The organism is Paraburkholderia phosphatilytica (assembly GCF_003443895.1).
GTDB lineage: Bacteria > Pseudomonadota > Gammaproteobacteria > Burkholderiales > Burkholderiaceae > Paraburkholderia > Paraburkholderia phosphatilytica.
This window is the reverse complement of sequence record NZ_QQOA01000020.1, coordinates 43832-69686: the sequence shown is the minus strand read 5'-3', so window position 1 is coordinate 69686 and position 25855 is coordinate 43832. Positions and strand designations below refer to the sequence as shown.

At 65.1% G+C, this 25855-nt stretch carries 19 protein-coding genes; 11 read left to right on the top strand and 8 right to left on the bottom strand.

All coding sequences use genetic code 11. The features are described 5' to 3' along the window. Positions 1-31 precede the first annotated feature (31 nt). Positions 32-949 (bottom strand): NAD(P)-dependent oxidoreductase, encoded by a 918-nt coding sequence (locus tag DVS29_RS21275; protein WP_118182467.1) that lies wholly within the window; start codon positions 947-949, stop codon positions 32-34. A gap of 226 nt (positions 950-1175) precedes the next feature. Here DVS29_RS21275 and DVS29_RS21270 point away from each other — a divergent pair, with 226 nt between their 5' ends. Both DVS29_RS21270 and DVS29_RS21265 read left to right on the top strand, forming a co-directional pair. Next, entirely contained in the window at positions 1176-1580 is a 405-nt protein-coding gene (locus DVS29_RS21270; protein WP_118182466.1) for a nuclear transport factor 2 family protein, read from the top strand. A 24-nt stretch (positions 1581-1604) separates the two neighbouring features. Beyond that, positions 1605-3020: an NAD(P)/FAD-dependent oxidoreductase gene (locus tag DVS29_RS21265; RefSeq protein WP_240655721.1), complete on the top strand. Its 1416-nt coding sequence runs from the start codon at positions 1605-1607 to the stop codon at positions 3018-3020. Between the two features lie 25 nt (positions 3021-3045). Here the strand turns inward: DVS29_RS21265 and DVS29_RS21260 are convergent, their stop codons facing one another. Beyond that, on the bottom strand, positions 3046-3798 hold the full coding sequence (locus DVS29_RS21260) for an IclR family transcriptional regulator (protein WP_118182465.1): 753 nt from the start codon (positions 3796-3798) through the stop codon (positions 3046-3048). Positions 3799-3957: 159 nt separating this feature from the next. Here DVS29_RS21260 and DVS29_RS21255 point away from each other — a divergent pair, with 159 nt between their 5' ends. Together DVS29_RS21255 and DVS29_RS21250 are read left to right on the top strand one after the other, a co-directional pair. Then, positions 3958-4950, top strand: a complete 993-nt coding sequence (locus DVS29_RS21255) for an AAA family ATPase (RefSeq protein ID WP_118182464.1) — start codon at positions 3958-3960, stop codon at positions 4948-4950. Further along, positions 4947-6677: a cobaltochelatase CobT-related protein gene (locus DVS29_RS21250; RefSeq protein WP_118182463.1), complete on the top strand. Its 1731-nt coding sequence runs from the start codon at positions 4947-4949 to the stop codon at positions 6675-6677. Before DVS29_RS21255 ends, DVS29_RS21250 begins: the two co-directional genes overlap by 4 nt. Positions 6678-6696: 19 nt before the next feature. On the opposite strand, the gene pta is transcribed toward DVS29_RS21250, so the two are convergent. The 3 genes from pta to pdxR form a co-directional block, all read right to left on the bottom strand. Then, the gene (gene pta / locus DVS29_RS21245) at positions 6697-7719 is read right to left on the bottom strand and encodes a phosphate acetyltransferase (protein ID WP_118182462.1); all 1023 of its coding nucleotides are present in this window, start codon (positions 7717-7719) and stop codon (positions 6697-6699) included. A gap of 10 nt (positions 7720-7729) precedes the next feature. Continuing rightward, on the bottom strand, positions 7730-9547 hold the full coding sequence (gene xsc, locus DVS29_RS21240; RefSeq protein WP_205962490.1) for a sulfoacetaldehyde acetyltransferase: 1818 nt from the start codon (positions 9545-9547) through the stop codon (positions 7730-7732). A gap of 241 nt (positions 9548-9788) precedes the next feature. Continuing rightward, positions 9789-11312 (bottom strand): MocR-like pyridoxine biosynthesis transcription factor PdxR, encoded by a 1524-nt coding sequence (gene pdxR / locus DVS29_RS21235; protein ID WP_118182461.1) that lies wholly within the window; start codon positions 11310-11312, stop codon positions 9789-9791. Between the two features lie 244 nt (positions 11313-11556). Here pdxR and tauA point away from each other — a divergent pair, with 244 nt between their 5' ends. From tauA to DVS29_RS21220, 3 genes are read left to right on the top strand one after another with little or no spacing between them, the layout of a single operon-like run. Next, a complete protein-coding gene (gene tauA / locus DVS29_RS21230; protein ID WP_118182460.1) occupies positions 11557-12570 on the top strand; it encodes a taurine ABC transporter substrate-binding protein in 1014 nt (337 codons plus the stop codon). 40 nt (positions 12571-12610) lie between these two features. Then, positions 12611-13417: a taurine ABC transporter ATP-binding protein gene (locus DVS29_RS21225; RefSeq protein WP_205962494.1), complete on the top strand. Its 807-nt coding sequence runs from the start codon at positions 12611-12613 to the stop codon at positions 13415-13417. Beyond that, entirely contained in the window at positions 13410-14330 is a 921-nt protein-coding gene (locus DVS29_RS21220) for an ABC transporter permease subunit (RefSeq protein WP_118182458.1), read from the top strand. The genes DVS29_RS21225 and DVS29_RS21220 overlap by 8 nt, the downstream gene beginning before the upstream one ends. 12 nt (positions 14331-14342) lie before the next feature. On the opposite strand, the gene DVS29_RS21215 is transcribed toward DVS29_RS21220, so the two are convergent. Beyond that, positions 14343-15203: an aldo/keto reductase family oxidoreductase gene (locus tag DVS29_RS21215; RefSeq protein WP_118182457.1), complete on the bottom strand. Its 861-nt coding sequence runs from the start codon at positions 15201-15203 to the stop codon at positions 14343-14345. Positions 15204-15306: 103 nt separating this feature from the next. Here DVS29_RS21215 and DVS29_RS21210 point away from each other — a divergent pair, with 103 nt between their 5' ends. Further along, positions 15307-16203 carry a LysR family transcriptional regulator gene (locus tag DVS29_RS21210; protein ID WP_118182456.1) on the top strand — a complete coding sequence of 299 codons (897 nt, stop codon included), beginning with the start codon at positions 15307-15309 and terminating at the stop codon, positions 16201-16203. Between the two features lie 88 nt (positions 16204-16291). Then, a complete protein-coding gene (locus DVS29_RS21205; protein WP_118182455.1) occupies positions 16292-18844 on the top strand; it encodes an adenosylcobalamin-dependent ribonucleoside-diphosphate reductase in 2553 nt (850 codons plus the stop codon). A gap of 201 nt (positions 18845-19045) precedes the next feature. Here DVS29_RS21205 and DVS29_RS37380 read toward each other — a convergent pair whose 3' ends face one another. Next, on the bottom strand, positions 19046-19873 hold the full coding sequence (locus DVS29_RS37380) for a hypothetical protein (protein WP_164707960.1): 828 nt from the start codon (positions 19871-19873) through the stop codon (positions 19046-19048). 93 nt (positions 19874-19966) lie between these two features. Then, positions 19967-20569, bottom strand: coding sequence for a hypothetical protein (locus DVS29_RS21195; RefSeq protein ID WP_118182453.1), 603 nt, complete (start codon positions 20567-20569; stop codon positions 19967-19969). Between the two features lie 1092 nt (positions 20570-21661). Here DVS29_RS21195 and DVS29_RS21190 point away from each other — a divergent pair. Both DVS29_RS21190 and DVS29_RS21185 read left to right on the top strand, forming a co-directional pair. Next, positions 21662-23491 carry an SPFH domain-containing protein gene (locus DVS29_RS21190; RefSeq protein ID WP_240655720.1) on the top strand — a complete coding sequence of 610 codons (1830 nt, stop codon included), beginning with the start codon at positions 21662-21664 and terminating at the stop codon, positions 23489-23491. A 401-nt stretch (positions 23492-23892) separates the two neighbouring features. Next, positions 23893-25824, top strand: a complete 1932-nt coding sequence (locus tag DVS29_RS21185) for a glycoside hydrolase family 28 protein (RefSeq protein ID WP_118182522.1) — start codon at positions 23893-23895, stop codon at positions 25822-25824. Positions 25825-25855: the final 31 nt, after the last annotated feature.

Sequence of the window (25855 nt, the reverse complement as noted above, 5' to 3'; positions counted from 1 at the left end):
GCAATTCAAACAGCGCACCGCGCGGCGTGTTTCAGGCAGGCTTGGCGAGCTTGCGCAGCCGCCAGATGAGGCTCGATGTATCGAAGCGGCTGCCGCCCAATGCCTGCACGTCGGCATAGAACTGGTCGACGAGCGCGGTGACGGGCAGCGCCGCGCCGTTGCGCTTCGCCTCGTCGATACAGAAGCCGAGATCCTTGCGCATCCAGTCCACCGCGAAGCCAAAGTCGAAGCGGTCTTCGATCATCGTGCGGCCGCGGTTGTCCATCTGCCAGCTCGCGGCGGCGCCCTTGCCGATCACGTCGAGCACGAGCGGCATGTCGAGCCCGGCATGCTCGCCGAAATTGATCGCTTCCGACAGACCCTGCACAAGACCCGCGATGCAGATCTGGTTCACCATCTTCGCAAGCTGGCCCGCGCCTGCCGGGCCGATCAGCGTGACCGCCGCGCCGTAGTGCTGGAGCGCCGGCGCAACGTGTTCGAACGCGGCCGCTTCGCCGCCGCACATGATCGTGAGCTTGCCGTTCTTCGCGCCAGCTTCGCCACCTGATACGGGCGCATCGACGAAGTGCAGTCCATGCTCCGCCGCCGCCTTCGATAGCTCGCGCGCCACGTTCGCCGACGCCGTGGTGTGATCGACGAATACGGTATCGGTGGCCATGCCAGCGAACGCGCCTTCGTCGCCGAGCGCGACGCTGCGCAGGTCGTCATCGTTGCCGACGCAGCACATCACGACCTGCGCGCCGTCCGCGGCTTCGCGAGGCGTGCGCGCGGCGCGGCCGCCATGCTCGCTGGCCCAGCGCTCCGCTTTCGAAAAGGTGCGGTTGTACACGGTCACCTGCAGACCCGCTTTCGCGAGATGGCCTGCCATCGGATAACCCATCACACCGAGCCCGAGAAAGGCGACTCGCGTGACAGGGGCGCGGGAAGACGAAGGTGTGACATCGCTCACGGCTACTCCTTGGGGTTGGCTGACTGGGGATCCGGAAATTATGTCATCGATGCTGCGAGCGCACAGCGAGCGCGCTCGGCGTGCGATCCACCGCGCTACGGGCTGCACCAGGCGAATCCCGTCCACTGGCCCTACCCGCGCCGCGAGCCCGTCGCTACGATGATTTCACGCACTGCCGCTCCACGCGGCGTGCGACCGATCCCTATCCAGTCAGGCGGAGACACGCATGGCCGAATCACAGACAGTGCCGGCGCGCGCGAGCGCGGAATTCCTCGCGGCATTCTCGGACGCATTCAATCGACACGACGCCGACGCGTTGATGACCTTCATGACCGCCGACTGCGTGTTCGACGCGGCCGCCGGCAGCGAGATTCACGGAACGCGCTTTACCGGCGAGGCGGCGGTGAAAGCCGCGTTCCAGGCGGTTTTCGACAGCTTTCCCGATGCGCACTGGGGCGAAGGGCGCCATTACACGATGGGCGATCGCGGCGTCTCCGAATGGGTGTTCAGCGGCACGCATCGCGACGGCTGGCGCATCGAAGCTGAAGGCTGCGACCTGTTCGAGTTTCGCGACGGCCTGATCGCGGTCAAGCGCGCATTTCGCAAGGAACGCCCGAAGCTGGGCGCGTGAAGTGTGAATCCGACGGAGCCGCACATGGCATACAGTTCGATCGATCTCAGGGGTAACGGGCCGCTCGGCGAATCGCCGCAGGGCACGCACTACGATCCGGCCTACGATCCGCTGGTGTCGCCGGGACCAGGCTGCGGCACCCAGTATGCGCCAACGTATTGGGTCGCGACGGCCGGCAGCCCGCCGCCCGACGATGGACCCGTTACGACGGATCTCGACGTCGACGTCGCCATCATCGGTGCAGGCTACACGGGACTCGCAACGGCGCTCTGCCTTGCGCGCGAGCATGGCATCAAGGCCGTCGTGCTCGAAGCGAATCGCACGAGCTGGGGTTGCAGCAGCCGCAACGGCGGGCAAGGGCAGAATGCGTCGGGGCGGCTCTCGCGCTCGCAATGGATCGAGCGCTGGGGCAAAGACGTCGCGCTGAAAATGCACGACGAAATCCAGCAGGGCTTCGATCATTTCAAGGCGCTGGTTGCGCAGATCGATTGCGATCCGCAGCCGGGCGGCCATTTCCTGATCGCGCATCGGCCGCGCATCATGGCGCAGCTCGCCGCGGAAGCGAAGGTGTGGCGCGACGTATTCGGTTACCCATCCGAGCTGATCGACGCACGCACGCTGCGCAGCCAGTTCGTCAACGACCACGAAGCGGCCGGCGCGCTGCACGAGCCCGAAGGCATCGGCATCCATGCGCTGAAGCTCGCGTTCGGTTATCTGCGGCTCGCGCGCGAAGCCGGCGCGAAGGTGCACACCAGCAGCCCGGTGACCGGCTGGGACACGGTGAACGGCGTGCATCATCTGCGCACGCCGGGCGGCATCGTGCGCGCGCGTGCGGTCGGCATCGCGACGGGAGCCTACACCGCGCAGACGCTGCATCCGTCGTTGCGCAGCAAGGTGATGCCGATCCTGTCGAACTCAATGGTGACGCGCCCGCTCACCGACGACGAAATCGCTGCATGCAATTTCCGCACGACGCAGGTGCTGACCGACACGCGCACGCTGCGCTTCTACTATCGCTTTTTGCCCGACCGCCGTCTGCAGATGGGCAGCCGCAGCGCGATTACCGGCGCGGACGCCGCGCATCCGCGACATCTGGATCTGCTGAAGGAAGGCATGGCGCGCAAGTTTCCGGCGCTGCGCGGCGTGCAGATCGATTACTCGTGGTGGGGCTGGGTGGACGTGAGCCACGACATGATGCCGCGCGTGTGCCAGCCCGACCCGAAGCAGTCCGTGTATTACGCGCTCGGTTATGGCGGCAACGGTGTGTCGTATTCGCAGCAGGCGGGCAGACGTCTCGCGGAGCACATCGCGGGCAAGGGCCGCGCGCTGACGCTGCCGATCTTCACGTCGCCGCTGCCGGGCCATCCGTTCGCGCCGTTCCGGCGCATCGGTCAGCGCATGCTGTACGTGCAGTATTACCGGCGCGACGAGCGGCCTTGAGTAACGATGGGCCGAGCGCGGAAGGTCAGAAGGTTTTCGCGAGGTCCTCGGCCGCTTGCTTCAGGCGCGGCACCATGTCGAGCGTGCGCGACAGCGGCGAACGCGACACCGGCGCATGCACGGCCACAGCCGCAATGCAGGTGCCGTTCGCATCGATCACGGGCGCGGCCGCGCACACAATGCCGATCACGAACTCTTCGTTGTCGATCGAGATGCCCTTGTGTTCGATGCGGTCGAGTTCGGCTTCGAGCAGTTCGACATCGGTGATCGTGTTCGGCGTGAAGCGCTCGAGCTTCATCGCGCGCAGCAGCGCGCTGCGGTCTTCGCGCGGCTGCATCGCGAGCAGCAGCTTGCCGCTCGCGCTGCACCATGAGGGCACGTGCGAACCCGGTTTCAGGTCGAGCCGCAGCGGCCACGGCGCTTCCACTCGATCGAGATAGAGCACCTCGGTTTCGTGAAGCATCGTGAGGTTGCAGGTTTCGCCGAGGTCGCCCACGAGCTTCGACAGAATCGCGTGCCGCAAACGACGCGCGCCCGCGTGCGTCATCACGTTGAGTCCGAGTTGCGCGAGACGCGGCCCGACCACGTACGCGTTCTTCTCGCCGGGTTCGCGGATCACGAGACCGCCGGCCTCCAGCGACGCAAGCATCCGGTGCAGCGACGCCTTCGGCATGTCGACGTCCTCGGCGATGTCGGCGAGCGACACCGGATTGCCCGCGTTCACGAGGTATTCGAGCAGCGCGAAAGCACGCAAGGTCGGCGTGTCGGTTTTAATCATCTTCCGTTCCGGAAACAGGATCAGACTATTTTAATCGACCATCCACAGCCGAGTTGTCGAAAATAAATGAAATGATTTGTTCCGAAAAAAGATGATTGCTATCATGGAGACATGGCTGCGCCAGACGGGCGCCGGAGGAAGAGCGTGAGGGACAACGTGATGAGCGGGCCGGACCGCACGGTATTGGTACGCGCGCTGTTTGGCATCGATTCGGACCTGATGGTGCCGGCGTTCAGCGAGCGCGACCCGCACGTGCCGGACATCGACGACGCGTACTGCTTCAACCCCGAAGTCACGCTCGCGATTCTCGCCGGGTTCTCGCGCAACCGTCGTGTGATGGTGCAAGGGCTGCACGGCACCGGCAAGTCGACCCATATCGAGCAGGTGGCCGCACGGCTCAACTGGCCGTGCGTGCGGGTGAATCTGGACGGCCACGTGAGCCGGCTCGATCTGGTGGGCAAGGATGCGATCGTCGTGCGCGACGACGTGCAGGTGACCGAATTCCAGGAAGGCATCGTGCCGTGGGCGCTGCAGCGGCCGGTCGCGCTCGTGTTCGACGAATACGATGCAGGGCGGCCCGACGTGATGTTCGTGATTCAGCGCATCCTGGAGCGCGACGGCCGCTTCACGCTGCTCGACCAGAACCGCGTGATCGAGCCGCATCCGTTCTTCCGGCTGTTCGCCACCACCAACACCGTGGGCCTCGGCAATCTCAATGGCCTGTATCACGGCACGCAGATGCTGAACCATGCGCAGATCGACCGCTGGAATGTGGTCGCGACGCTCAACTATCTGTCGCGCGACGAGGAGACGCGGATCGTGCTCGCGCGCGTGCCCGAACTCGAACACGATGCGGGCCGCGCGCTCGTCGGTTCGATGGTCGGCATGGCGGGGCTCACGCGCAAGGGCTTCGCCGCGGGCGATCTGTCGACGCTGATGTCGCCGCGCACGGTGATCAGCTGGGCCGAGAACTGCCTCGTGTTTCGCGACCCGGCGCTCGCGTTCCGGCTCACCTTCCTCAACAAGTGCGACGAGGCCGAGCGGCCGATCGTCGCCGAGTACTACCAGCGATGCTTCGACGTCGAACTGGATACGCCGTCGCAATGGCATGACGGCGATGCGTCGCGCGGACCGCAAGGGTCTGGCGGATGAGCGACGCACGCCATGTCGGTCCGCGGCGCGACGCGCTCTGCGCGGCCGCGGTTCGCGCGTTGACTGGCGATCCGGCGTTGCACTATCGCGGCGGCCGGCTGTTCCGGCATCTGCGGCCTGTTGCGCTGCACGCGCCGCATCTGCGCGCGGATGCGCGGATCGGCGATCTCGCGTCGTCACGCGGCGCGGCCGATGCCGCCGCGCTGCGGCTCCTGCATTCGGACGATGTATTGCATCGTCGCTTCGCGATGGACGAGCCGCTCGAACGTCTCGTCTTCGAGCTGCTCGAACAGCTGCGTTGCGAAACGCTTGTGCCGCCCGGCATGCGCGGCGTCGCGCGCAATCTTCGGCATCGGTTCGATACGTGGTCGCGCGCGTGCCATCGCGCGGGGCTGCTCGACAGCGAGGTCGGCCTGCTGATCTATACGGTTGCGCAGATGGCCGCGTCGCGCCTGTCGGGCCAACCGGTGCTCGAGGAGACCGAAGGCCTGATCGAGGCAACGCGCGCGGTGCTTGCGCCGCGGCTTGGCGTCGCGCTGGCGGGCCTGCGGCGACAGCGTGCCGATCAATCTGCGTACGCGATGCACGCACGCGAAATCGCACACTGTATCGGCGCGATGGTTCGCGATGTGCGGCATGCGCTCGCGGAAACGAATGCGTCGCTCGACGACGATGAGCACGAAGCTGCGCGCACGATGCTCGGCACGTGGTTCGATACGGACGAAGAAGACGGCTTCGATGCGCCCACGCTCGCCGCGAGCGGTGAAAGCCGCGTGCGTGCGACGACCGGCGCGGGCTATCGCGTGTTCACGACGCGCTACGACACGGTGATTCATCCCGCCGCGCGCATTCGGCCCGAGTTGCTGCGCGAATATCGCGAGCGGCTGGACGAGCTCGTCACTGCGCGGCATCTGAATGTCGCGCGGCTCGCGCGGATCCTGCAGACGGCACTCGCGGTGCCGATTCGCGACGGCTGGTCGTTCAGCGAGGAGGAGGGGCGCATCGACGGGCGGCGTCTCGCGCAACTGGTCACATCGCCCGATGAGCGCCGGTTGTTCCGGCTCGAACGCGAGCGGCCGCGCGCGGATTGTGCGGTGAGCTTCCTGATCGACTGCTCGGGCTCGATGAAGGCACATATCGAGGCAGTCGCGGTGATGGTCGACGTGCTGGTGCGCGCGCTCGACATGGCCGGTGTCGCGACCGAAGTGCTGGGCTTCACAACCGGCGCGTGGAACGGCGGTCGCGCGAAACTCGACTGGCTGGCAAGCGGACGGCCGGCGCATCCGGGGCGGCTCAACGAGCAGTGCCGGCTGATCTTCAAGGACGCGGACAGCAGCTGGCGCGCGGCGCGTGGCGCCATCGCCGGGCTGTTCAAGGCGGACCTGTTTCGCGAGGGCATCGACGGCGAGGCGATTGACTGGGCGTGCGAGCGGCTCTGCGCGCGCGGCGATGTGCGCCGCGTGCTGGTCGTGATCTCGGACGGCAGCCCGATGGACAGCGCGACGAGCCAGGCAAACGACGCGTTCTATCTCGATCAGCATCTGCGGGAAGTCGTCGCGCGGCACGAAGCGGCGCGCGACGTCGAGGTGCTGGGGCTTGGCGTCGGTCTCGATCTCAGTCCGTTCTACCGGCACAACCTGGGACTCGATCTGTCCGTGCCGCCGGATATGACGCTGTTCGCGCGGCTCGCCGCGTGGCTGGGGGCGCGGCGGCGGGGGGGTATGTGAGGCGTGCCGCGCCCGCCAGCTACACCACCGCCGCCTTCACCTGCGCGCTCTGCGCCTGCGCCGCGGTCACCGCGATCACGTGATAAACGTCTTCGACGCTGCAACCGCGCGACAGATCGTTCGCCGGTTTGCGCAGCCCCTGCAGCAGCGGGCCGACCGCCTTCGCGCCGCCAATCCGCTCGGCGAGCTTGTAGCCGATGTTGCCTGCGTCGAGATTGGGAAACACCAGCACGTTCGCATGACCGTGCACGTGCGAATGCGGGATCTTCCGGTCCGCGATTTCGGCCACGATCGCCGCATCGAGTTGCACGTCGCCGTCGATCGCGAGATCGGGGCGCCGCGCCTGTACGATCTGCGTCGCATGCACGACCTTGTCGACGGCGGCGTGGTGCGCGCTCCCGTTCGTCGAGAACGACAGCATCGCAACGCGCGGCGTCTCGTCGATCAGCAGGCTTTGCGCGCTATCCGCCGCAGCCATCGCGATTTCGGCCAGCTGCTTTTCGTCGGGATCGACGACGAGCGCGCAGTCCGAGAAGATCAAGCCGCCCTTCATCATGTGGAATGGCTCGCACAGCATCATCAGAAAGAAGCTCGACACGAGACTGAAGGCCGGGTCTACGCCGATGATCTGGATCGCGGTGCGTACCACGTCCGCGGTCGTGTTGACCGCGCCGGACACCGAACCGTCCGCGTGGCCGAGCCGTACCATCAGGTTCGCGAAGCACAGCGGCGTCTGCACTTCGCGGGCGGCCGCCTCCGCGGTCATACCTTTGTGCCGGCGCAGCTCGAGCAACGCTTCGCCGAGCGCCGGCGTGAGCGCGGACGTCGCCGGATCGACGATCTCCATCCCCGCGAGATCGACTTCGTGAACGACGGCGGCGTCGCGAATACGCAGCGCGTCGCCGACCAGCACGATGCGCGCAACGCCTTCGCGTTGCGCGCGCTGTGCCGCGAGCAGGATGCGGCTGTCCTCGGCTTCGCTCAGCACGATGCGCATCGGACAGGCGCGCGCTTGCTCGATGATGCGGTTCAGGGCTTTCATGGCCCTGCTCTCAGACGTAGTCCCTGTACTTGTCGAGCAGACGCACTGGCTTCGACAGTGCATCGCGGCGGAACGGATCGCCAAGTTCCCGCGTGCACATGATCTCGACGATCGTCGTCTTGCCTTCGTTCATCTGCATGTCGACCGCGCGTTTCAGCGCGGGACCCACATCCTCCAGTTGATCCACGACGATCCCTTCCGCGCCCATCGCCTTCGCGATCGCGGCGAAGCTCGGGTTGTCGAGTTCGCCCGCCACGAAGCGGCGGTTGTAGAAGTCCACCTGGTTCTTCTTTTCGGCGCCCCATTGGCGGTTGTGGAACACCACCGCGGTGACCGGAATCTTGTGGCGCACGCAGGTCAAGGTTTCCATCATGCTCATGCCCCACGCGCCATCGCCCGCATACGAGATGGCCGGACGATCGGGCGCGGCGACCTTCGCGCCGATGATGGTCGGGAACGCGTAGCCGCAGTTGCCCCAGCTCATCGCCGCGAAGAAGCTGCGCGGCTCGTCGAAACGCAGATAGCTGTTCGCGACCGAGTTGATGTTGCCGATGTCGGTGGACACCATCGCGTGCGCCGGCATCGCTTTTTCCAGTTCGCGCAGCACCTGGCGCGGCGACAGATAGCGGCCGCCGCTGAACGGGCGCTCGTCCTTCTGCTCGGCGATCATGTCCAGGCTGTACGGGTCGCGCTCGTGCGTCCACTCGTCGAGCTCTTTTTCCCACGCGGTTTTTTCGGCGGCGATCTGCGATGCGCGTTCGTCGCGCGACGCGTCGCAGGCGAGCGTACGGCCCGCGAGTCGCTGCGTAAGCGCGGCGGCCGAGGCCTTCGCGTCGCCGCAGATGCCGACCGTGATCTTCTTCACGAGGCCGAGCATCTTGTGGTCGGCGTCGATCTGGATGATCTTCGCGTCCTTCGGCCAGTAGTCGAGGCCATGCTGCGGCAGCGTGCCGAACGGCCCGAGACGCGAACCGAGCGCGACGACCACGTCCGCGCGCGAGATCAGCTTCATTGCCGCTTTCGAGCCTTGATAGCCGAGCGGACCGCACCACAGCGGGTGCTTCGCCGGGAACGAATCGTTGTGCAGATAGCTGTTGACGACCGGCGCACCGAGCCGTTCTGCGAGCGCCTTGCATTCGTCGATCGCATCGCCCATTACGACGCCACCGCCCGAGATGATCACCGGGAAGCGCGCTTCAGAAAGCAGCCGCGCGGCTTCGTCGAGACTCTGCTCGCCGCCGGCACCGCGTTCCAGCTTGCGCGGCTGCGGAATCTCGGCCTTGATCTCGCCGTAGAAGTAGTCGCGCGGAATGTTGAGCTGCGTGGGGCCCATGTCGGTCAGCGCGCGTTCGAAGCAGCGGCCGGTGAATTCGGCCATCCGCGCCGGGTGCGTGACGTGGCCCTGGTACTTCGTGAATTCCTGGAACATCGGCAGCTGCTTCGCTTCCTGGAAGCCGCCGAGCCCGATACCCATCGTGCCCGCTTCCGGCGTCACGATCACGACCGGGCTGTGCGACCAGTACGCGGCCGCGATCGCGGTCACGCAGTTGCTGATGCCGGGGCCGTTCTGGCCGATCACGACGCCATGACGGCCCGACACGCGCGCATAGCCATCCGCCATGTGCCCCGCGCCCTGCTCGTGGACGACCGGAATCAGGCGGATGCCGGCGGGCGCGAAGATGTCCATCGCGTCCATGAACGCGGAACCCATGATGCCGAACATGTCGGTCACGCCATTGGCCGCGAGCGTCTCGACGAACGCCTCGGACGGCGTCATGGCCTGCGGGCCGTTGCCAGCATGGGTGCCGGTGGATTTCGGGTCGCTCATGAGTGTCTCCGGTATTTAAAAATGGAACGAAATGTTCCGTAGTGATTCGCCACACACCCAATCTAGTGCATAGGCCGCGAACGGGTCAATAGAATTTCTGGAATAAAACGGAATGTTTTGTATCATTATCGATGTGAGGTGATGATGGCGCGTGGATGCGCCGCGAGCGCGAATTCGCCCGCACGGGCCGCCGGGTATGGCAGGCCGTGGCGAGTCGGGCGAGTTGGAGGAGGCGGTGGGGTCAGGCGCGGTTGCGCTGCTGATGGACAACCTGTGCGAGCGCGCGTACGCCCGGCTCGATGCGGTCGGTGCGGATCGCGGCGAAGCCCATCCGGAAGCAGCGCTGGTCGTCGTAGCCGTTCATGAAGAACACGTTGCCGGGTTCGATCAGGACGCCGAGCGCCTGCGCATCCAGCGCGAGCCGGGTGGCGTCGAGCCAGGCAGGGCCTTCGACCCAGCATGACGCGCCGCCCGTGACGGGCATCACGCGCAGCTCCGGCAGGTGGGCGTCGAGCGCGTCCGTCAGCGCCTGCGCGCGTTCGCGGTACGCATGCGCGAGCCGGCGCAGCAGGGTGTCGTGATGGCCGAGCGCGAGAAAGGTCGCGAACGCGCGCTGGATGTAGGCGGCCGGATGGCGCACCATCAGCCGGCGCAGTGCGCGCAGTTCGCGCACGAGGTCGCGCGGCCCGACCACGTAGCCGAGCCGCAGCCCCGGCGCGAAAGTTTTCGACAGGCTGCCGACGTAGATCACGCGGTCCGCGCTGTCCAGGCTTTTCAGCGCGGGATGAGGGGTGCCGGAGAAGGTGTTTTCGCTCTCGTAGTCATCCTCAACGATCACGAAGTCGTGCCGCTGCGCGAGCTCGAGCAACGCGTGGCGGCGCTCCAGCGGCAGCGTAACCGTGGTGGGGCATTGATGGCTGGGCGTCACGTACACGTAGTCGCAATGCGCGAAGGTGCTTTCGTCGGCGGGATTCACGCCGCTCGCGTCCACCTGCAACGGCAGGAGCCGTGCGTTGCGCTGGCCGAAGATGTTGCGCGCGTCTGGATAGCCGGGGTTTTCGAAGCCGATCGTGGTGTGCGGGCCGCTCAGCAGATCCGCGATCAGGTAGAGCGCCTGCTGGCAGCCGATCGTCACGACGATCTCGTCGGGCATTGCGAACACGCCGCGGCGCGGCAGCACGCGCGTGCGGATCTGCTGGACGAGCGTTTCGTCGTCGCGTTCGATGAGGTCGGGCGCCCAGTTGCGGATCTCCATCACGGAGAGCGCCTTGATGCAGCACTCACGCCAGTCGCTGGTCGGAAACAGCGCCTGGTCGAACTGACCGTAGATGAACGGATATTCGTAGTTCTGCCAGGTCGCGGGTTTGACGATATTGCGTTGCGCCGACGGCGGCCGCGGAATGCGCTGCCGCCAGTCGGGCCGGGTGTGGCCGTTCGCTTCGGCCGCCGGCGCTTCGGCGCCGGCGGCGGTGAAGCCGCGCTGGCCTTCCAGCATCGCCGGGTTCACGAAGTGGCCGCTGCGCTGGCGCGACACCAGGTAGCCCTCTTCGACGAGCTGCTGGTACGCGAGCACCACCGTATTGCGAGCCACCTCGAGCTGATCCGCGAGTTCGCGGCTCGACGGCAGCGCGGCGTCGGGCGGCAACTGGCCGTCGAGGATCGCGCCGACCAGCATCTGGCGGATCTTGCCTTGCAGGCTCATGCCGGAGTCGGACGAACGCTGGAACAGCTGCGTCCAGATGGCGGCCGAGGGACGGCTGGGCATGCGGGCTCCTTGCAGTCGGATTAGAGCTTGGACTCAACGAATGGGATTGTCTGGCACTAACTTGCTCATTTTTTTCGTGACGATACTCGGTTTCATGCGGCGCGGACGATTGGGACAACTCCCTCCCGTTCGCGAGGCCGCCAACCCGCTCGTCGCGACCGCGTCGCGCTTCAGCGAGCCGAAATCGTGGAGACCTGCCATGCCGAATCAAAGCTGTCTGACATTACGTCGCTGGATCGACCGCATGGCGCGACGTATTGCGCCAGCCGTGCTCGCGCTCCTCGCGTGCTTCGCCGCGCCATTCGCGCACGCGCAGGACAAGGAGGTCACGATCGCGTACCAGCAGATCGTCGATCCGTGGGTCGTGGCGATCGCGAACGGCTCGATCGAGAAGGAAACGGGCTACAAGATCCACTGGCGACAGTTCGAATCCGGCGCGAAGGTCGCGACCGCGATGGCGTCCGGCGACGTGAAGATCGGCGTGATCGGGTCGAGCCCGCTCGCGGCCGCGGTGAGCCAGGGCGTCGACCTGCAGCTCTTCTGGATTCTCGACAACATCAACCAGGCCGAAGCGATGGTGGTGCGCAACGGCTCCGGCATCAATACGCCGGCTGACCTGAAGGGCAAGACCATCGGCGTGCCGTTCGTCTCGACGACGCACTACCACACGATGTTCGCGTTGCAGCACTGGGGCATCAATCCGTCCGACGTGAAGATCCTCAACATGCAGCCCAACCAGATCGTCGCGGCATGGGAGCGCGGCGACATCGACGCGGCGTACGTGTGGGACCCGGCGCTCGCGGAGCTGAAAAAGAGCGGCAAGGTGCTGATCACGTCGGGCGAACTGTCGAAGCTCGGCAAGCCGACGTTCGATGGCATCGCGGTGGACCGCAAGTGGGGCGAGGAGCACAAGGACTTCATGGTGAAGCTGGTGCGCGCGATCGCCAATCAGGACAACCAGTACCGCAGCAATCCGACCCAGTGGACGGCGACCTCGCCGCAGGCGGCGGCGATCGCGAAGATGATCGGCGGCACCGCGGCCGACGTGCCGGGTTCGCTCGCGCTGTACGGTTTCCCGACGCTGACCGAGCAGGCGTCCGCGCAATGGCTGGGCGGTGGTTCCGCGAGCCGCGCGGCGTTCGCGCTGAAGGACACGTCGACCTTCCTGAAGGACCAGAAGCAGATTTCGACGGTACTGCCGGACTACACGAAGTTCGTCACGCCGGACTATGCTGAAGCAGCACTGAAGACCAACTGACCCAACTGACCCGCGAGGGCAAGGAGGCAATGTGGAAAGCATGCACGTCAATGGCGTCAGCGTCATGTACCCGGGGCGCCGGCCGGGAGAGCGCGTTCACGCGCTCGACGACATCGATCTGACGATCGATGCGGGCGACTTCGTCGTCGCGCTCGGCGCATCGGGATGTGGGAAGACGACGCTGCTGTCGTTGATGGCCGGCTTCATCGCGCCTTCCAGCGGCGAACTGCTGCTGGGCGGCGAGCCGATCATGGGGCCGGGCGCGGATCGCGGCGTTGTGTTCCAGAAGCACGCGTTGCTGCCCTGGCTCAACGTGCTCGACAACACCGCGTTCGGCCTCAAGCTGCGCGGCGTATCGAAGGGCGAGCGCTACGAGATCGCCGCGCGCAATCTCGCGCTCGTCGGGCTGCAGGATTTTCATCGTCACATGATCTATCAGCTGTCGGGCGGCATGCAGCAGCGGGTGGGCATTGCGCGCGCGCTGACCTGCGATCCGGCGATGCTGCTGATGGACGAGCCGATGGCCGCGCTCGATGCGCTCACGCGCGAAACCATCCAGGAACTGCTGCTCGACGTGTGGACGAAGACGAACAAGATGTTCTTCTTCATCACGCACAGCGTGGAGGAAGCGCTGTTTCTGGCGAGCCGGCTGATCGTGATGTCGCCGCGGCCGGGGCGCATCACGCATACGTACGAACTCGACTTCAATCGCCGCTTTCTGGAGAGCCGCGATGCGCGGGCGGTCAAGTCGAGCCCGGATTTCATCGAGATGCGCGAGCGCGTGCTCAGCATCATCTATGGCGACGAAAAGCAGCACAGCGCCGATGCCGAGGTGTTCCATGCTTAGTTCGAAAGGAGGGCACGCGGTGCTCGAGAATCACGGCAACCCGCTCGATTCGCATGCCAATGCGGAAGCGCCGCGGCCGAAGCGGCACCGTCCGCATGTATTCGCACGCAAGGCGGTGAAGCCGGGCGACGCGTTCGGTGCTCCGGGCGAAGGCAACAGCGTACTCGTGAGTCTTGTGACGGTGGCCGCGTTCGTTGCGCTGTGGTTCGCCGCGACCAACCTGCACTGGATCAAGCCGCTGTTCCTGCCGTCGCCGCAGGCCGTCTATGCGAAGTTCATCTCGGTAGCGACCGACGGCTTCGCGAACTCGACGCTCGCGCAGCACACGATGATGAGCTTGCTGCGCGTGTTCGGCGCGTTCGCACTGGCGTGCGTGACGGCGATTCCGATCGGCGTGCTGATGGGCGTGTCGCGCTTCGCGCGCGGCGTGTTCGATCCGCCGATCGAGTTCTACCGGCCGCTGCCGCCGCTCGCGTATCTGCCGCTCATCATCATCTGGTTCGGCATCGGCGAATTCTCGAAGATCCTGCTGATCTACCTTGCGATCTTCGCGCCGCTCGCGATCGCCGCGCGCGCGGGTGTCCGCTCGGTCAGCATCGAGCAGATTCACGCGGCGTATTCGATGGGCGCATCGCGCACGCAGATCGTCTTCCACGTGATCCTGAAGTCGGCGTTGCCGGAAATCTTCACCGGCATGCGGATCGGCATCGGCGTCGGCTGGACGACGCTCGTCGCCGCGGAAATGGTCGCGTCGACGAGCGGTCTCGGCTTCATGGTGCTCAACGCCGCGGAGTTTCTTGCCAGCGACGTCGTGATCATGGGCATCATCGTGATCGGCTTCTTCGCGCTGTGCTTCGATCTGCTGATGCGACGGATCGAGCGCGTGCTCGTGCCGTGGAAGGGCAAGGTCTGAACTAGATCGTGTCTAGATCGCGTCGAGGTCGCGCAGCACCGCGTCGGGCAATTCGAGGCGCGCCGCGTTCAGGTTCTCGCGCAGATGCGCGACCGACGACGTGCCCGGTATCAGCAGGATATTCGGCGACCGGTGCAGGAGCCACGCGAGGGCGACCTGCATCGGCGTTGCGTCCAGCGATGCCGCGATCGTCGACAGCGCCGACGACTGGATCGGCGTGAATCCCCCGAGCGGGAAAAACGGCACGTACGCGACGCCCTTGCGCGCGAGTTCGTCGACGAGCGCGTCGTCGTCGCGCTGCACCACGTTGTAGTGATTCTGCACGCAGACGATCGGCACGATGCGCTCCGCCTCGGCGACCTGCGCGGACGTCACGTTGCTGAGGCCGATGTGCCGCACGAGCCCTTCGCGCTGCAGTTCGGCGAGCGCCGTGACCTGCTTCTCGATCGACCCTTCCGACGGTGCGTGCACGTCACCCATCACGCGCAGATTGACGACGTCGATCACGTCGAGGCCCAGATTGCGGAGATTGTCGTGCGCACCGCGGCGCAGGTCCTCCGGCTCTTGCGCCGGCAGCCACGCGCCGGTGCTGTCGCGCACGGCGCCGAGCTTCGTCACGATCGTCAGGTTGTCCGGATACGGATGCAGCGCTTCGCGGATCAGCTGGTTGGTGACGTGCGGCCCGTAGAAGTCGCTGGTATCGATGTGATCGACGCCGAGTGCGATCGCTTCGCGCAGCACGGCGAGCGCGGCATCGCGATCTTTCGGCGGACCGAATACGCCGGGGCCGGCCAGTTGCATCGCGCCGTAGCCCATGCGATGGACCTTGCGGCCGGCAAATGTGAACGTGCTTTCGGGATTCGACTTCGGCATGACGCTCTCCTTGGCGAGTAGTGGGAGCCAGTATGGCGACGATTGCGCTGTTCGATAATCCGCTCTAGATTGTACGGGTCGTTAAAAATTTTGAACGATCCCGATGGAATTCAACGATCTCGCCGCATTCGTTTCGGTGGCCCGCGCGGGCGGTTTTCGCGACGCGGCGCGTGTGGGCGGCGTCACGGCGTCGAGCCTCAGCATCGCGGTGCGACGGCTCGAAGCGAAGCTCGGCATGCGTCTTCTGAACCGCACCACGCGCAGCGTCGCGCCGACCGAAGCGGGGCTGCGCCTGCTCGAACGGATCACGCCGCTGTTCGGCGAGATGGAAGCCGCGCTCGACGTGCTGAACGGCTTTCGCGACAAGCCGTCGGGCACGTTGCGGCTGAACGTGCCGTCGAGCGCGGCGCGCATCGTGCTGCCTTCTGTGCTGGCCGCCTTCATGAAGACCTACCCTGACATTCGCGTCGAAGTGGTGGTGGAAGACGGTTTCGTCGACGTGCTGTCGATCGGCTGCGATGCGGGCATTCGCTACGACGAACGGCTCGAGCAGGACATGATCGCGGTGCCGATCGGACCGCGCGTGCAGCGCTTCGCGACCGCTGCGGCGCCCGCGTATCTCGATGCGCATGGCCGGCCCACGCATCCGCGCGAACTGCTTGCGCATGCGTGTCTGCGCGGCCAGTTCGCGGGCGGCGCGAAGCCGACGTGGGACTTCGAGCGCGACGGCCAGATCGTGCGTCTCGATCCGCAAGGGCCGCTCGTGGTGCGACCCGGCGCCGCGGTCGACCTCGCGGTGTGTATGGCGACCGAAGGCCTCGGCGTGATTCATCTGTTCGAAGACATGCTGCGGCCGCATCTCGACAGCGGCGCGCTGGAGCCGATTCTCGAACCGTGGTGGCAGGACTTCTCCGGGCCGTTTCTGTACCACCCTGGCCGTCGGCACGTACCCGCGCCGTTGCGCGCGTTCGTCGACTTCCTGAAGGCGGGCGAGGCTTAGCCGGATCGGCGAGTGAGCGTCATTTGCGGCCATCCGCGGCGTGCGTTATGGTGGTTCCTTCGCGCATCGAACCCCATCCGAGGTTTTCATGGCCGAAACCGACACCGAAGTGAAGGCGCGTGCCGCGTCGATCCCGCCGCAGCAGTTCTCGAACGACGTGCTGCTGGAGAAATACGCGAAAGGCGACGAGCGAACGGCAGACGACGTCTATCGACGCGTCGCGCGCGGCGTCGCGCTGGCGGAACCGGAGGCGCTGCGAGCGCTGACCGAAGCGCGTTTCGTTGAGCATCTGCAGGGCGGCGGCCTGGGCGCGGGCCGCATCATGAGCGCCGCCGGCACGGGCATCGCCGCGACGCTGATCAACTGCTTTGTGCAGCCGGTCGGCGACAGCATCCAGGGCGTCGACGAACAGGGGCTGCCCGGCATCTACGTCGCGCTGCTGCAGGCGGCCGAAACGATGCGGCGCGGCGGCGGCGTCGGCTACAACTTCTCCGCGATCCGGCCGAAGGGCGCGCGCGTGCACACTACGAGTTCGTCGGCGTCGGGGCCGTGCAGCTACATCGACGTGTTCGATGCGTCGTGCCGCACGGTGGAGAGCGCGGGCTCGCGGCGCGGCGCGCAGATGGCGGTGCTCGACTGCGATCACCCGGATCTGCTCGACTTCATCGAAGCGAAGCATTCGAAAGGACGCTGGAACAATTTCAACGTGTCGGTTGCGGTGACGGACGAGTTCATGCGCGCCGTCGAGCAGGACGACATGTGGCAGCTCGTGCATCGCGGCGAGCCTTCGCCCGCCATGCGCGCCGCGAACGACATGCGGCAGCGCGCGGACGGCATGTGGGTCTACGCCGAGCGGCGCGCGCGCGAGATCTTCGATCGCATCATGCGTTCGACCTACGACATCGCGGAACCCGGCATCGTGTTCATTTCGCGCATGAACGAGGACAACAATCTGCGCGCGCTCGAAACCATCCGCTCGACCAATCCGTGCGGCGAGCAGCCGCTGCCGGCGTATGGCTGCTGCAATCTGGGCCCGCTGAACCTGACCCGCTTCGTGATCGAACCATTCGCGCAGATGCGCGGCGGCCAGCCTTCGTTCGACTGGGCGCTGCTCGCGGAACGCACGCGCACGCAGGTGCGCTTTCTCGACGACGTGCTCGACATCACGCTGTGGCCGTTGCCGCAGCAGCACGACGAGGCGCGCGCGAAACGCCGCATCGGCGTCGGCTTTACGGGGCTGGGCGACGTGCTGGTGATGCTCGGGCTGCGCTACGACTCGCAGGAAGGCCGCGACTTCGCAGTGCGCGTGGCGAAGCTGATGCGCGACGAAGCGTATCGGGCGTCGGTGGAACTGGCGCGCGAACGCGGCGCGTTTCCGCTCTTCAACGCCGACGCGTATCTGCAGGCGGGCACGTTTGCGTCGCGGCTGCCCGACGATATCCAGGCGTCGATCCGCAAGCATGGCATGCGCAACAGCCACCTGCTGTCGATCGCGCCGACGGGCACCGTGAGTCTTGCGTTCGCGGACAACGCGTCGAATGGGATCGAGCCGGCGTTTTCGTGGACCTATACGCGCATGAAGATGATGGCCGACGGCGGCCGCGAATCGTTCGCCGTCGAAGATCACGCGTACCGGCTGTACCGCGAACTGGGCGGTGACGTGAATGCGCTGCCGGACTACTTCGTCAGCGCGCTCGAAATGTCCGCGCACGATCACCTGAAGATGATGGCGTGCGTGCAACCGTATGTGGATACGTCGATTTCGAAGACGGTCAACGTGCCGGCCGATTATCCGTTCGATGCGTTCGAGAGCCTGTACTTCGACGCGTGGAAGGGCGGTCTGAAGGGGCTTGCCACCTACCGGCCGAACGAAACGCTGGGCGCGGTGCTGAGTGTGCCGGCGCGCGACGCGGACGGCGACACGATGGCCGAACCCGCGCTGGATCCGCTGCGGATCGCGATCGATCATCGGCCGCGGGGCGAACTGCCGGCGGTGATCGAGAAGGTCGAATATCTGACCGCGGCCGGCAAGAAGTCGTTGTATCTCGCGGTGTCGTTCATCGAGGTGACGGGGCGCGTGGGCGGCGACGAAGTGACGATCGAACGGCCGATCGAATTCTTCATTCCCGCTGGCCAGCGCGACGAGTCGCAGCAATGGATTACGGCGACGATGCGTTCGTTGTCCCTCGCCGCGCGAGGCGGTTTCGTCGCGCGCAACCTGCAGGACCTGCGCAAGGTGTCGTGGGACCGCGGCCAGGTGCGGCTCGGCGAGGTGCAGCGGCTCGACGGGCATCGCACGCCGCGCTGGCACGATTCGGAAGTGGCCGCGCTCGCGTATGCGATCCAGCAGATCCTGCATCGGCGCGGGTTCCTGGATGCGGAGGGCAACCAGGTGCCGTCGCGGATGCTGTCGCAATTGCCGCGCGGGCAGGAGGTGGTGGAGCGGGGGTCGGATGCCGGCGGAGAATTCGCGTTACCGGATGGCGCCGAGAATAACGGCAATGCGAACGGAGCGTCGTCCGTCTATCAGCTGAGCACGATGCAAGGGCGCAAGTGCGAGACTTGTGGTGCCAATGCGGTGATCCGCAAGGATGGATGCGACTTCTGCACCGCGTGCGGGGAGATCGGGGCGTGCGGTTGAGACGTGAGCGCCTGATCGCTCGCGTTGACGACTGACTGCTGCATGTGTTTTTCGCAGAAACGGGAACGGCGGTCGTCTCCATGAAGACGGCCGCCGTTTCTGCATATTGGTTTCTCGCCGCGTATTGCCGGTCCCTCGCGGCGGTGCGAATCAGTCTCGCAACGTGGTATCGCACGGCGCGATGCGCCGTTGGTTCGCCGTTCAATGTGCCGCGGTTGCGTGCGTCGTTTCGGCGACACGGTACTGATAGACGTTCGGATCGCCCGACACCGGCGTGAGATTCGCATCGGCCTTCGCATCGCTCGTCGAATTCAACGAGCTCGGCGCCGTCAGTGAGGCCGTCAGCGTCGGCGCTGCGGTGGTCGCGGCAGCGGTCGTCGCCTCAGCCGCGGTTGCCGCAGTGGCCTGCGCAGCCGTCGAGGCGCTGGCTGCCGGCGCAGTCGTTGCCGCAGGCGCGGTTGCCGGAGCCGTCGGAGCCGGAGCGGGCTTCGTTGCGACCGCAGCCGTTGCGGCCGGCGCTGCCGTCGTGGCTGCCGCTGCCTTCGGTGCGTCGTCGACGCACGGCGAGTTCGTCTTCGCGGCTGCCGCGCGGAACGATTCGTCCTGGCACATGATGTTGAACGCGATGTCCTTGCGGTCCATCCGCCACGCGACGGCTGCATTCAGCCGGCGGTTACAGTCCTGGTCCTTGATCGTCGCCGCGCCCGTTGCGCCCACGCCGACCACCGACACCGCCGCCGACACCGAGCCCCAGCACGTTTCCGTCACCGATGCCGTCAGCGAAGGCGCATAGACGGTCGGCGCGCTCTTCACCGTGTACGAGCCGGTATAGCCCACGGTCGATTCGGTCGGCGTCAGCTGCGCGTTGGAGACCCCGCTCGTGCCAGTGCCCGAGCCGGATCCGATATTCACATTGACGTTGGTCGCCTGCTGCGCGGTCGATTGCGTTCCGTTCGTAATCGTGCCGTTTGCCTGCGCCATCGCGCTGCCACTCAGCAGCACCATCACCATCGCAATAGCGTATTTCATTTCTTTCCCCCCGGTCCGCCGAAGGGGGCCGGACTTGGTCCAGACCCCCGCCAGTTCAGATCAGCTTCAGTTGAACTGCGTTGCCGCGTGGATTTACCACGGCTTGCCGAAGCCGCTCGTCGCAGCCGAACCGTCCAGCGAACCGAAGCCAGCCGCGCCGCCGCCGATTTCGCCGATGAGGCCGGTTGCGCTCGAGTTGGCGCTGCCGCTGGCGTTGGTGTTGCCGTTCTGGTTGCTGTAGCCGTTGGAGCTGTTGAACTCGCTCGAACCGAAGTTTTCCGAACCCGTGCTGCTTGCGACCGTGAAGCCGCTGTTCGTGAAGTTGTTCGTGCCGATCTGCGTTTCCGAGCTGTTGTTGCCGTTGCCCAGATTCGAGTTCGTCGTCGTGTTCGTGTTCGTGAAGCCAGCGTTCGTGCCGAACGTGACAGCCGTGTTCGCGAAGCTCTGGTTACCAGCCTGGTACGTGCCCGACGTCGAGCCCGGGCCATTCAGCGAAGCGGTGTAGTTGCCGCCGACGCTCGAGGTGGAGTTGTTGCCCACCGCGAAGCCAGCGATACCCAGCGCGCCGCCAACGCCTGCGCTGCCAGCGACCGATGCCGACGAACTGCTGGACGGAGCCGGGTTGAAGCCGCCGCCAGCGAAGGCGGATGCGGAGAGTGCCAGTGCAGCCACTGCCAGTGCGATCTGCTTTTTCATTTTGTCATCCTAAATGGCTAGGCGCGTTACAGTGTTCGAGGCCGCGCCCTTAAACCCCGTGATGCTCCTCTGTCGTTGCATCCGCAAGGGCGCGATTGCGCTGTCTGCATCCGCTGGAAGGCCTTCCGGAAATGCGTAGCCAGACAGGACACGGCGGTTGATTTCGCACAGGACGCCACGGCACGGCGTCCGTCTCCCGGCTGGCCTCTTTGGGCCTTCGCTAACGACGGTAATAGCTCCCACAACACCGATTTTTCACAGTAGGGATTACTGATCCAATTGGTGTGGGCGTAATGTATTTGCACCGGAAAGGGGCGGTATGTGCGTCGACGAACGAATGCAACGAAATGTAAAAAGCATGGCTATTGGCAGCCATCGCGAGCAATTCGAAGCACCTGCGACTAACCCTGATGCAAACGTTAAACGCACGGTCTGAAAGCGCTGAAATTGATTGCGGAGTAGACGATCTCCGCGTTCCGCGCGATGCTCGCGCGCTTCCCCCACTGCGAATAGGGTGATTACATGACCCCTTACTTCAGGCATTTATTTGGGGCTTAAGAAAACCTGAATTCACCGTTTGCGAGGACTGACTCTAAAGCGATCGCACTGCAGCAAATTGCTTGGACACCTGAAATGGGGAGGCATAGAATCCGATCAAAATAGAAATTCGCGGATCAACGTGAAAACCTCGCAAGTAGTGAAAGCAGCACCGCTCATTGCTTCCAGCACGATCGGCATCGCCGGTTTCTCGACGACGCATATCGCGAACAACGCCTGCCCGTCCAGGCGACGGAGCAGACGTCCCTTGACTGCGGTCGATTGCTGACGTCCGCCAGACCGCAAGTCACATCGCGCTTTACAGCCCGTTCACATTCCCCTTCGTGCCGTCTCCGTTCCGAAACCGGGGTGGAGGGTAGCGCTCGGCCGCAGGGTGTTCAATTCGACAAGGTCAGAGCACCAGATAACATGCAAACTCTTTTGACAGGTGGATTGGTCCCGTTCCTCGGGGTAGTGGTAGTTCTGCTGATTCTCGGCGTCATGGTCTGGACGTCGGGAACGATACGTTACATACCGAATGACGCAGTCGGCGTCGTGGAGAAGCTTTGGAGTCCAAATGGGTCGGTGAAGATCGGTCTGCTGGCGCTGCACAGTGAAGCGGGCTTCCAGGCCGACCTGCTGCGTGGCGGCTTTCACTTCTTCATGCCGTTCCAGTACCGCGTGCATATCCGGCCGATGATCTCGGTCACTCAGGGCAAGATCGGCTACGTGTTCGCGCGCGATGGTATCGATCTGCCGGCCGACCAGACGCTGGCAGACAACTCGAAGGTCGACGACTTCCGCGATGCGCGCGCGTTTCTCGAGCGCGGCGGCCAGAAAGGACCGCAGCGCAAGGTGCTGCGCGAAGGTACGCACATCCTGAATCCGGCGCTCTTCGTCGTGATGACGGAGGACGCGACCTATTCGCTTTCGATGGCACCGGATGAGAAGGCGTACTACGGCAAGATGCGCGACGTGCTCGACGAACGCGGCGGCTTTACGCCGGTCGTCATCAAGGAAGTCGCGGGCACGCGCGGCTCGGACCAGATCGCAGTGGTCACGGTGCAGGACGGTCCGGGCCTGAGCGCCGATGAGCTGCTCGCGCCCGACGTGGGCGACGTGCACAACGCGTTTCAGGAACCGGAGAAGTTTCTCGCCGCGGGCGGCAAGCGCGGCCGGCAGCAGCGCGTGCTGGTGGAAGGCACCTATTACATCAACCGGCTGTTCGCGACGGTCGAATTCCTGACGAAGACGATCATTCCGGTCGGCTATGTGGGCGTGGTCGTGTCGTACACGGGCCGCCGTGGCAACGATGTGTCGGGCAGCGACTACAGTCATGGCGAGCTCGTCGAGAACGGCTTTCGCGGCGTGTGGCGCGAACCGCTGATGCCAGGCAAGTACGCGTTCAATACGTACGCCGGCAAGATCGAGCTCGTGCCGACCACCAACTTCGTGCTGCTGTGGAAGACCGGCGAAAGCGGTTCGAATTTCGACTCGAATCTGCGCGAGATCACGCTGATCACGAAGGATGCGTTCGAGCCGCAGTTGCCGTTGTCGGTGGTCGTGCATATCGACTATCGCAAGGCGCCACTCGTCGTGCAGCGCTTCGGCAACATCGAGCAACTCGTCGAGCAGACGCTCGACCCGATGGTGTCGTCGTACTTCAAGAACGTCTCGCAGACGAAGACGTTCATCGAGCTGATCCAGTCGCGCAGCGAACTGCAGGGCAACGCGTCGAGCGAAATGCGTCAGCGTTTTCAGGCGTATTCGCTGGAGTTCGAGGAAGTGCTGATCGGCACGCCGAAGCCGCAGCCCGGCGACACGCAGATCGAAAACATCATGGCGCAGCTGCGCGACCGGCAGATCGCGCGCGAACAGGTGGAGACGTTCGCGCAGAAACAGATCGCGGCCGACAAGCAGCGTGAGCTCAACGAAGCCGAGCAGCGCGCGTCGAAGCAGAAGGAGTTGACGGCTTCGCTCGTCGACGTGTCGATCAAGGAGAACCAGGGTGCCGCGAACGTGAAGGCCGCGGAGAAGCGCCGCCAGGAAATCGAGGCGCTCGCGCAGGCGGAGAAGTTCCGCCAGGAGATGGAAGGCGCGGGTCGCGCTTCCGCGATCAAGGCGGTGGGCGAGGCTGAAGCGTCGGCGATCAAGGCGAAGTCCGACGCGCTCGAAGGCGAGGGCGCCGACAAGCAGCTGATGCAGACCGTGATGCTGCGTCTCGCGGAAGCGTTCGAGACGTCGAAGATTCCGCTCGTGCCGCAGATCCAGATGGGCGGCGAGCAGGGCGGCAATGCGTTTTCCACGCTGTTGTCGTTGATGAGTTCGTTGAAGGCCGCCGAACTGTCGCAGACGCTGCCGCGCCAGGAGGTTCCGCGTAGCTGACGCGGTCGCCCGGCTTTCGCCGGGCACGTGGCGGCTTTACAGTTGTCAAACAAAAATAGGCTGCGCACGATAAGCAAAGACCTTGCTTATCGCGCCGCACCACACTATTCAGCAACGCATTCACTCATCCTCGATCACAAGACGTCAGACACGTTGCACTTGTTAACTTGACAACAGCAAAGTTGACTGACAACAATAGCCGCGTGCCCTCCCGTCATCCGCCTGACCGCTCACCGCGCCGATGCAGGGCGCCGCTGCATGCGCCTGTTGGCACACCAATCCAACAAAGACTGCTGATCAGGAGACATCTTGTGGGAAAGCCGACATCGAGTGGCCGGGTGAGCCGGCGTAGCTGTGTGGGGCGCGAGAGGCCGGTGCAGTCGCCCGGTCGCCGCGCGTTCATGGTGCTGGCGGGCACATCCGCGGGCGCTACTTTGCTGGGCAGCCTGCCGGGTTGCGGCGGCGGCGTTTCGGTCGCGCCGACTGCGTCCGGCACCGCGGCCGCCGAAGATCCGATCTGGGGCTCTTCCGGTTCGGCGACCAAGATCGTCGCGTCGCTGCAAGGCGTCGCGCAGACGATGTTCCGCAGCTTCGACTTCGTCGTGACGAGCTATGGCGCGCAGCCGTGCAGCGTCGTTGCCGCGACGAATCCGTATACCGGCTCGTCGTCCGTGCAGAGCCCCGGCGCCGACCTGACCACCGCGGCGAATCCTTTCGATTCCCGGCCCGCGTTCCTCGCGGCCATCACTGCGTGCAATGCGGCGGGCGGCGGGCGCGTGGTCGTGCCGTCGGGCAACTGGTACTGCGCGGGGCCGATCGTGCTGCTCAGCAACGTGCAGTTCCACCTCAGCAAGAACTGCACGATCTACTTCAGCCCGAACCCTGCGGACTACGCGAAAGACGGCCCCGTCGATTGCGGCGCGAACGGCAAGCTCTTCTATAGCCGCTGGCAGGCGAACGACTGCCTGAACTACGGCGCACCGGTGTATGCGCGCAACCAGATCAACATCGCGCTGACCGGCGAAGACAGCACGTCGATCCTCAACGGCCAGGCGATGACGCCGTTCGCGGGTAGCGGCAACACGGCCACCTGCTGGTGGACCTACAAGGGCTCGAACGGCGCTTACGGCTGCGTCAATTCGTCGACGCCTTCGCAAGCTTTCAGCAATCCGAATAATGTGGATCTGAAGACGATCGCACCGAACATCTCCAGCACGCTTTATACGTTGCTCACGAGTCCGACCACACCGTGGCAGCAGGACCAGAATTACCTGCCGGCGCTGTCGGAAGCAGGCGTGCCGGTTGAGAAGCGCATCTTCGGTCTCGGGCATTATCTGCGGCCCTGCATGATCGAGTTCATCGGCTGCAGGAACGTGCTGATGGAGAACTACCACACGCAGAACACGCCGTTCTGGCAGCACCATCCGACGGACTGCACGAACGTGGTGATCTGCGGCGTGATGGCGGACAGCATCGGGCCGAACAACGACGGCTTCGATCCGGACGCCTGCACGGCGGTGCTGGTCGATTCCGTCACGTTCAATACCGGCGACGACTGCATCGCGATCAAATCCGGCAAGGCGCTCGACACCGAATACGGTCCTGCGCAAGACCACGTGATCGTGAACTGCACGATGAACAGCGGACATGGCGGCATCACGCTCGGCAGCGAGATGAGCGGCGGTGTGCAGAACATCTTCGCGCAGAACCTGAAGATGCTGAACCAGAACTGGGCGACCAATCCGCTCAACATCGCGATTCGCATCAAGACGAACATGAATCGCGGCGGTACGGTGAAGAACGTGTACATCGATCAGGTCACGCTCGCGAACGGCGTCAACCTGAAGGGCAGCGGCTATGGCAGCTCGATGCTGTCGGGCAGCCCGATCAACAGCTCGGTGCCGCTTGGCGTGGTGACGTCGGTGGCGGGCAATCCGTCCGCGTCGCAAGGCGGCCTGATCACGTTCGACTGCGACTACGACCCGGCCGGCGACGCCGTGCGCATGAACCCGCCGGTCGTCGAGAACATCAACATCTCGAACGTGCAGGCGAGCAATGTGACCGTCAACGGCGTCACCGCGTCGTGCTTCCAGGCGATCGTCGCGCAGGGGCCGGTCGCGTTCGACTACAACGGTCCCGCACCGGCGCCGGCCGTCTCGCCGATCACCGGCGTGACGATCACCAACTGTAATCTCGGTACGCCGGTGAACGACGGCACGGCGAGCGCCACCACGCCGGGGCCGATCTACGCGTACAACGTCAACGCGATCACGCTGAACAACGTCGTGATCGGCGGGACGACGTACAACACGAAGATCGTCGATGTGCGTTAGCGTGTGACGATGCGAAGGACCCTGCGCGGTG

Bases quoted from the DNA above. Each gene is read 5' to 3' on its own strand.
- DVS29_RS21255 (WP_118182464.1), top strand. From the start codon at position 3,958: ATGAGCGGGCCGGACCGCACGGTATTGGTACGCGCGCTGTTTGGCATC.
- DVS29_RS21250 (WP_118182463.1), top strand. From the start codon at position 4,947: ATGAGCGACGCACGCCATGTCGGTCCGCGGCGCGACGCGCTCTGCGCG.
- DVS29_RS21265 (WP_240655721.1), top strand. From the start codon at position 1,605: ATGGCATACAGTTCGATCGATCTCAGGGGTAACGGGCCGCTCGGCGAA.
- DVS29_RS21185 (WP_118182522.1), top strand. From the start codon at position 23,893: ATGGTGCTGGCGGGCACATCCGCGGGCGCTACTTTGCTGGGCAGCCTG.
- DVS29_RS21225 (WP_205962494.1), top strand. From the start codon at position 12,611: ATGCACGTCAATGGCGTCAGCGTCATGTACCCGGGGCGCCGGCCGGGA.
- xsc (WP_205962490.1), bottom strand. From the start codon at position 9,547: ATGAGCGACCCGAAATCCACCGGCACCCATGCTGGCAACGGCCCGCAG.
- DVS29_RS21220 (WP_118182458.1), top strand. From the start codon at position 13,410: ATGCTTAGTTCGAAAGGAGGGCACGCGGTGCTCGAGAATCACGGCAAC.
- pdxR (WP_118182461.1), bottom strand. From the start codon at position 11,312: ATGCCCAGCCGTCCCTCGGCCGCCATCTGGACGCAGCTGTTCCAGCGT.
- DVS29_RS21205 (WP_118182455.1), top strand. From the start codon at position 16,292: ATGGCCGAAACCGACACCGAAGTGAAGGCGCGTGCCGCGTCGATCCCG.
- tauA (WP_118182460.1), top strand. From the start codon at position 11,557: ATGGCGCGACGTATTGCGCCAGCCGTGCTCGCGCTCCTCGCGTGCTTC.
- DVS29_RS21270 (WP_118182466.1), top strand. From the start codon at position 1,176: ATGGCCGAATCACAGACAGTGCCGGCGCGCGCGAGCGCGGAATTCCTC.
- DVS29_RS21195 (WP_118182453.1), bottom strand. From the start codon at position 20,569: ATGAAAAAGCAGATCGCACTGGCAGTGGCTGCACTGGCACTCTCCGCA.
- DVS29_RS21260 (WP_118182465.1), bottom strand. From the start codon at position 3,798: ATGATTAAAACCGACACGCCGACCTTGCGTGCTTTCGCGCTGCTCGAA.
- pta (WP_118182462.1), bottom strand. From the start codon at position 7,719: ATGAAAGCCCTGAACCGCATCATCGAGCAAGCGCGCGCCTGTCCGATG.
- DVS29_RS21215 (WP_118182457.1), bottom strand. From the start codon at position 15,203: ATGCCGAAGTCGAATCCCGAAAGCACGTTCACATTTGCCGGCCGCAAG.
- DVS29_RS21210 (WP_118182456.1), top strand. From the start codon at position 15,307: ATGGAATTCAACGATCTCGCCGCATTCGTTTCGGTGGCCCGCGCGGGC.
- DVS29_RS37380 (WP_164707960.1), bottom strand. From the start codon at position 19,873: ATGAAATACGCTATTGCGATGGTGATGGTGCTGCTGAGTGGCAGCGCG.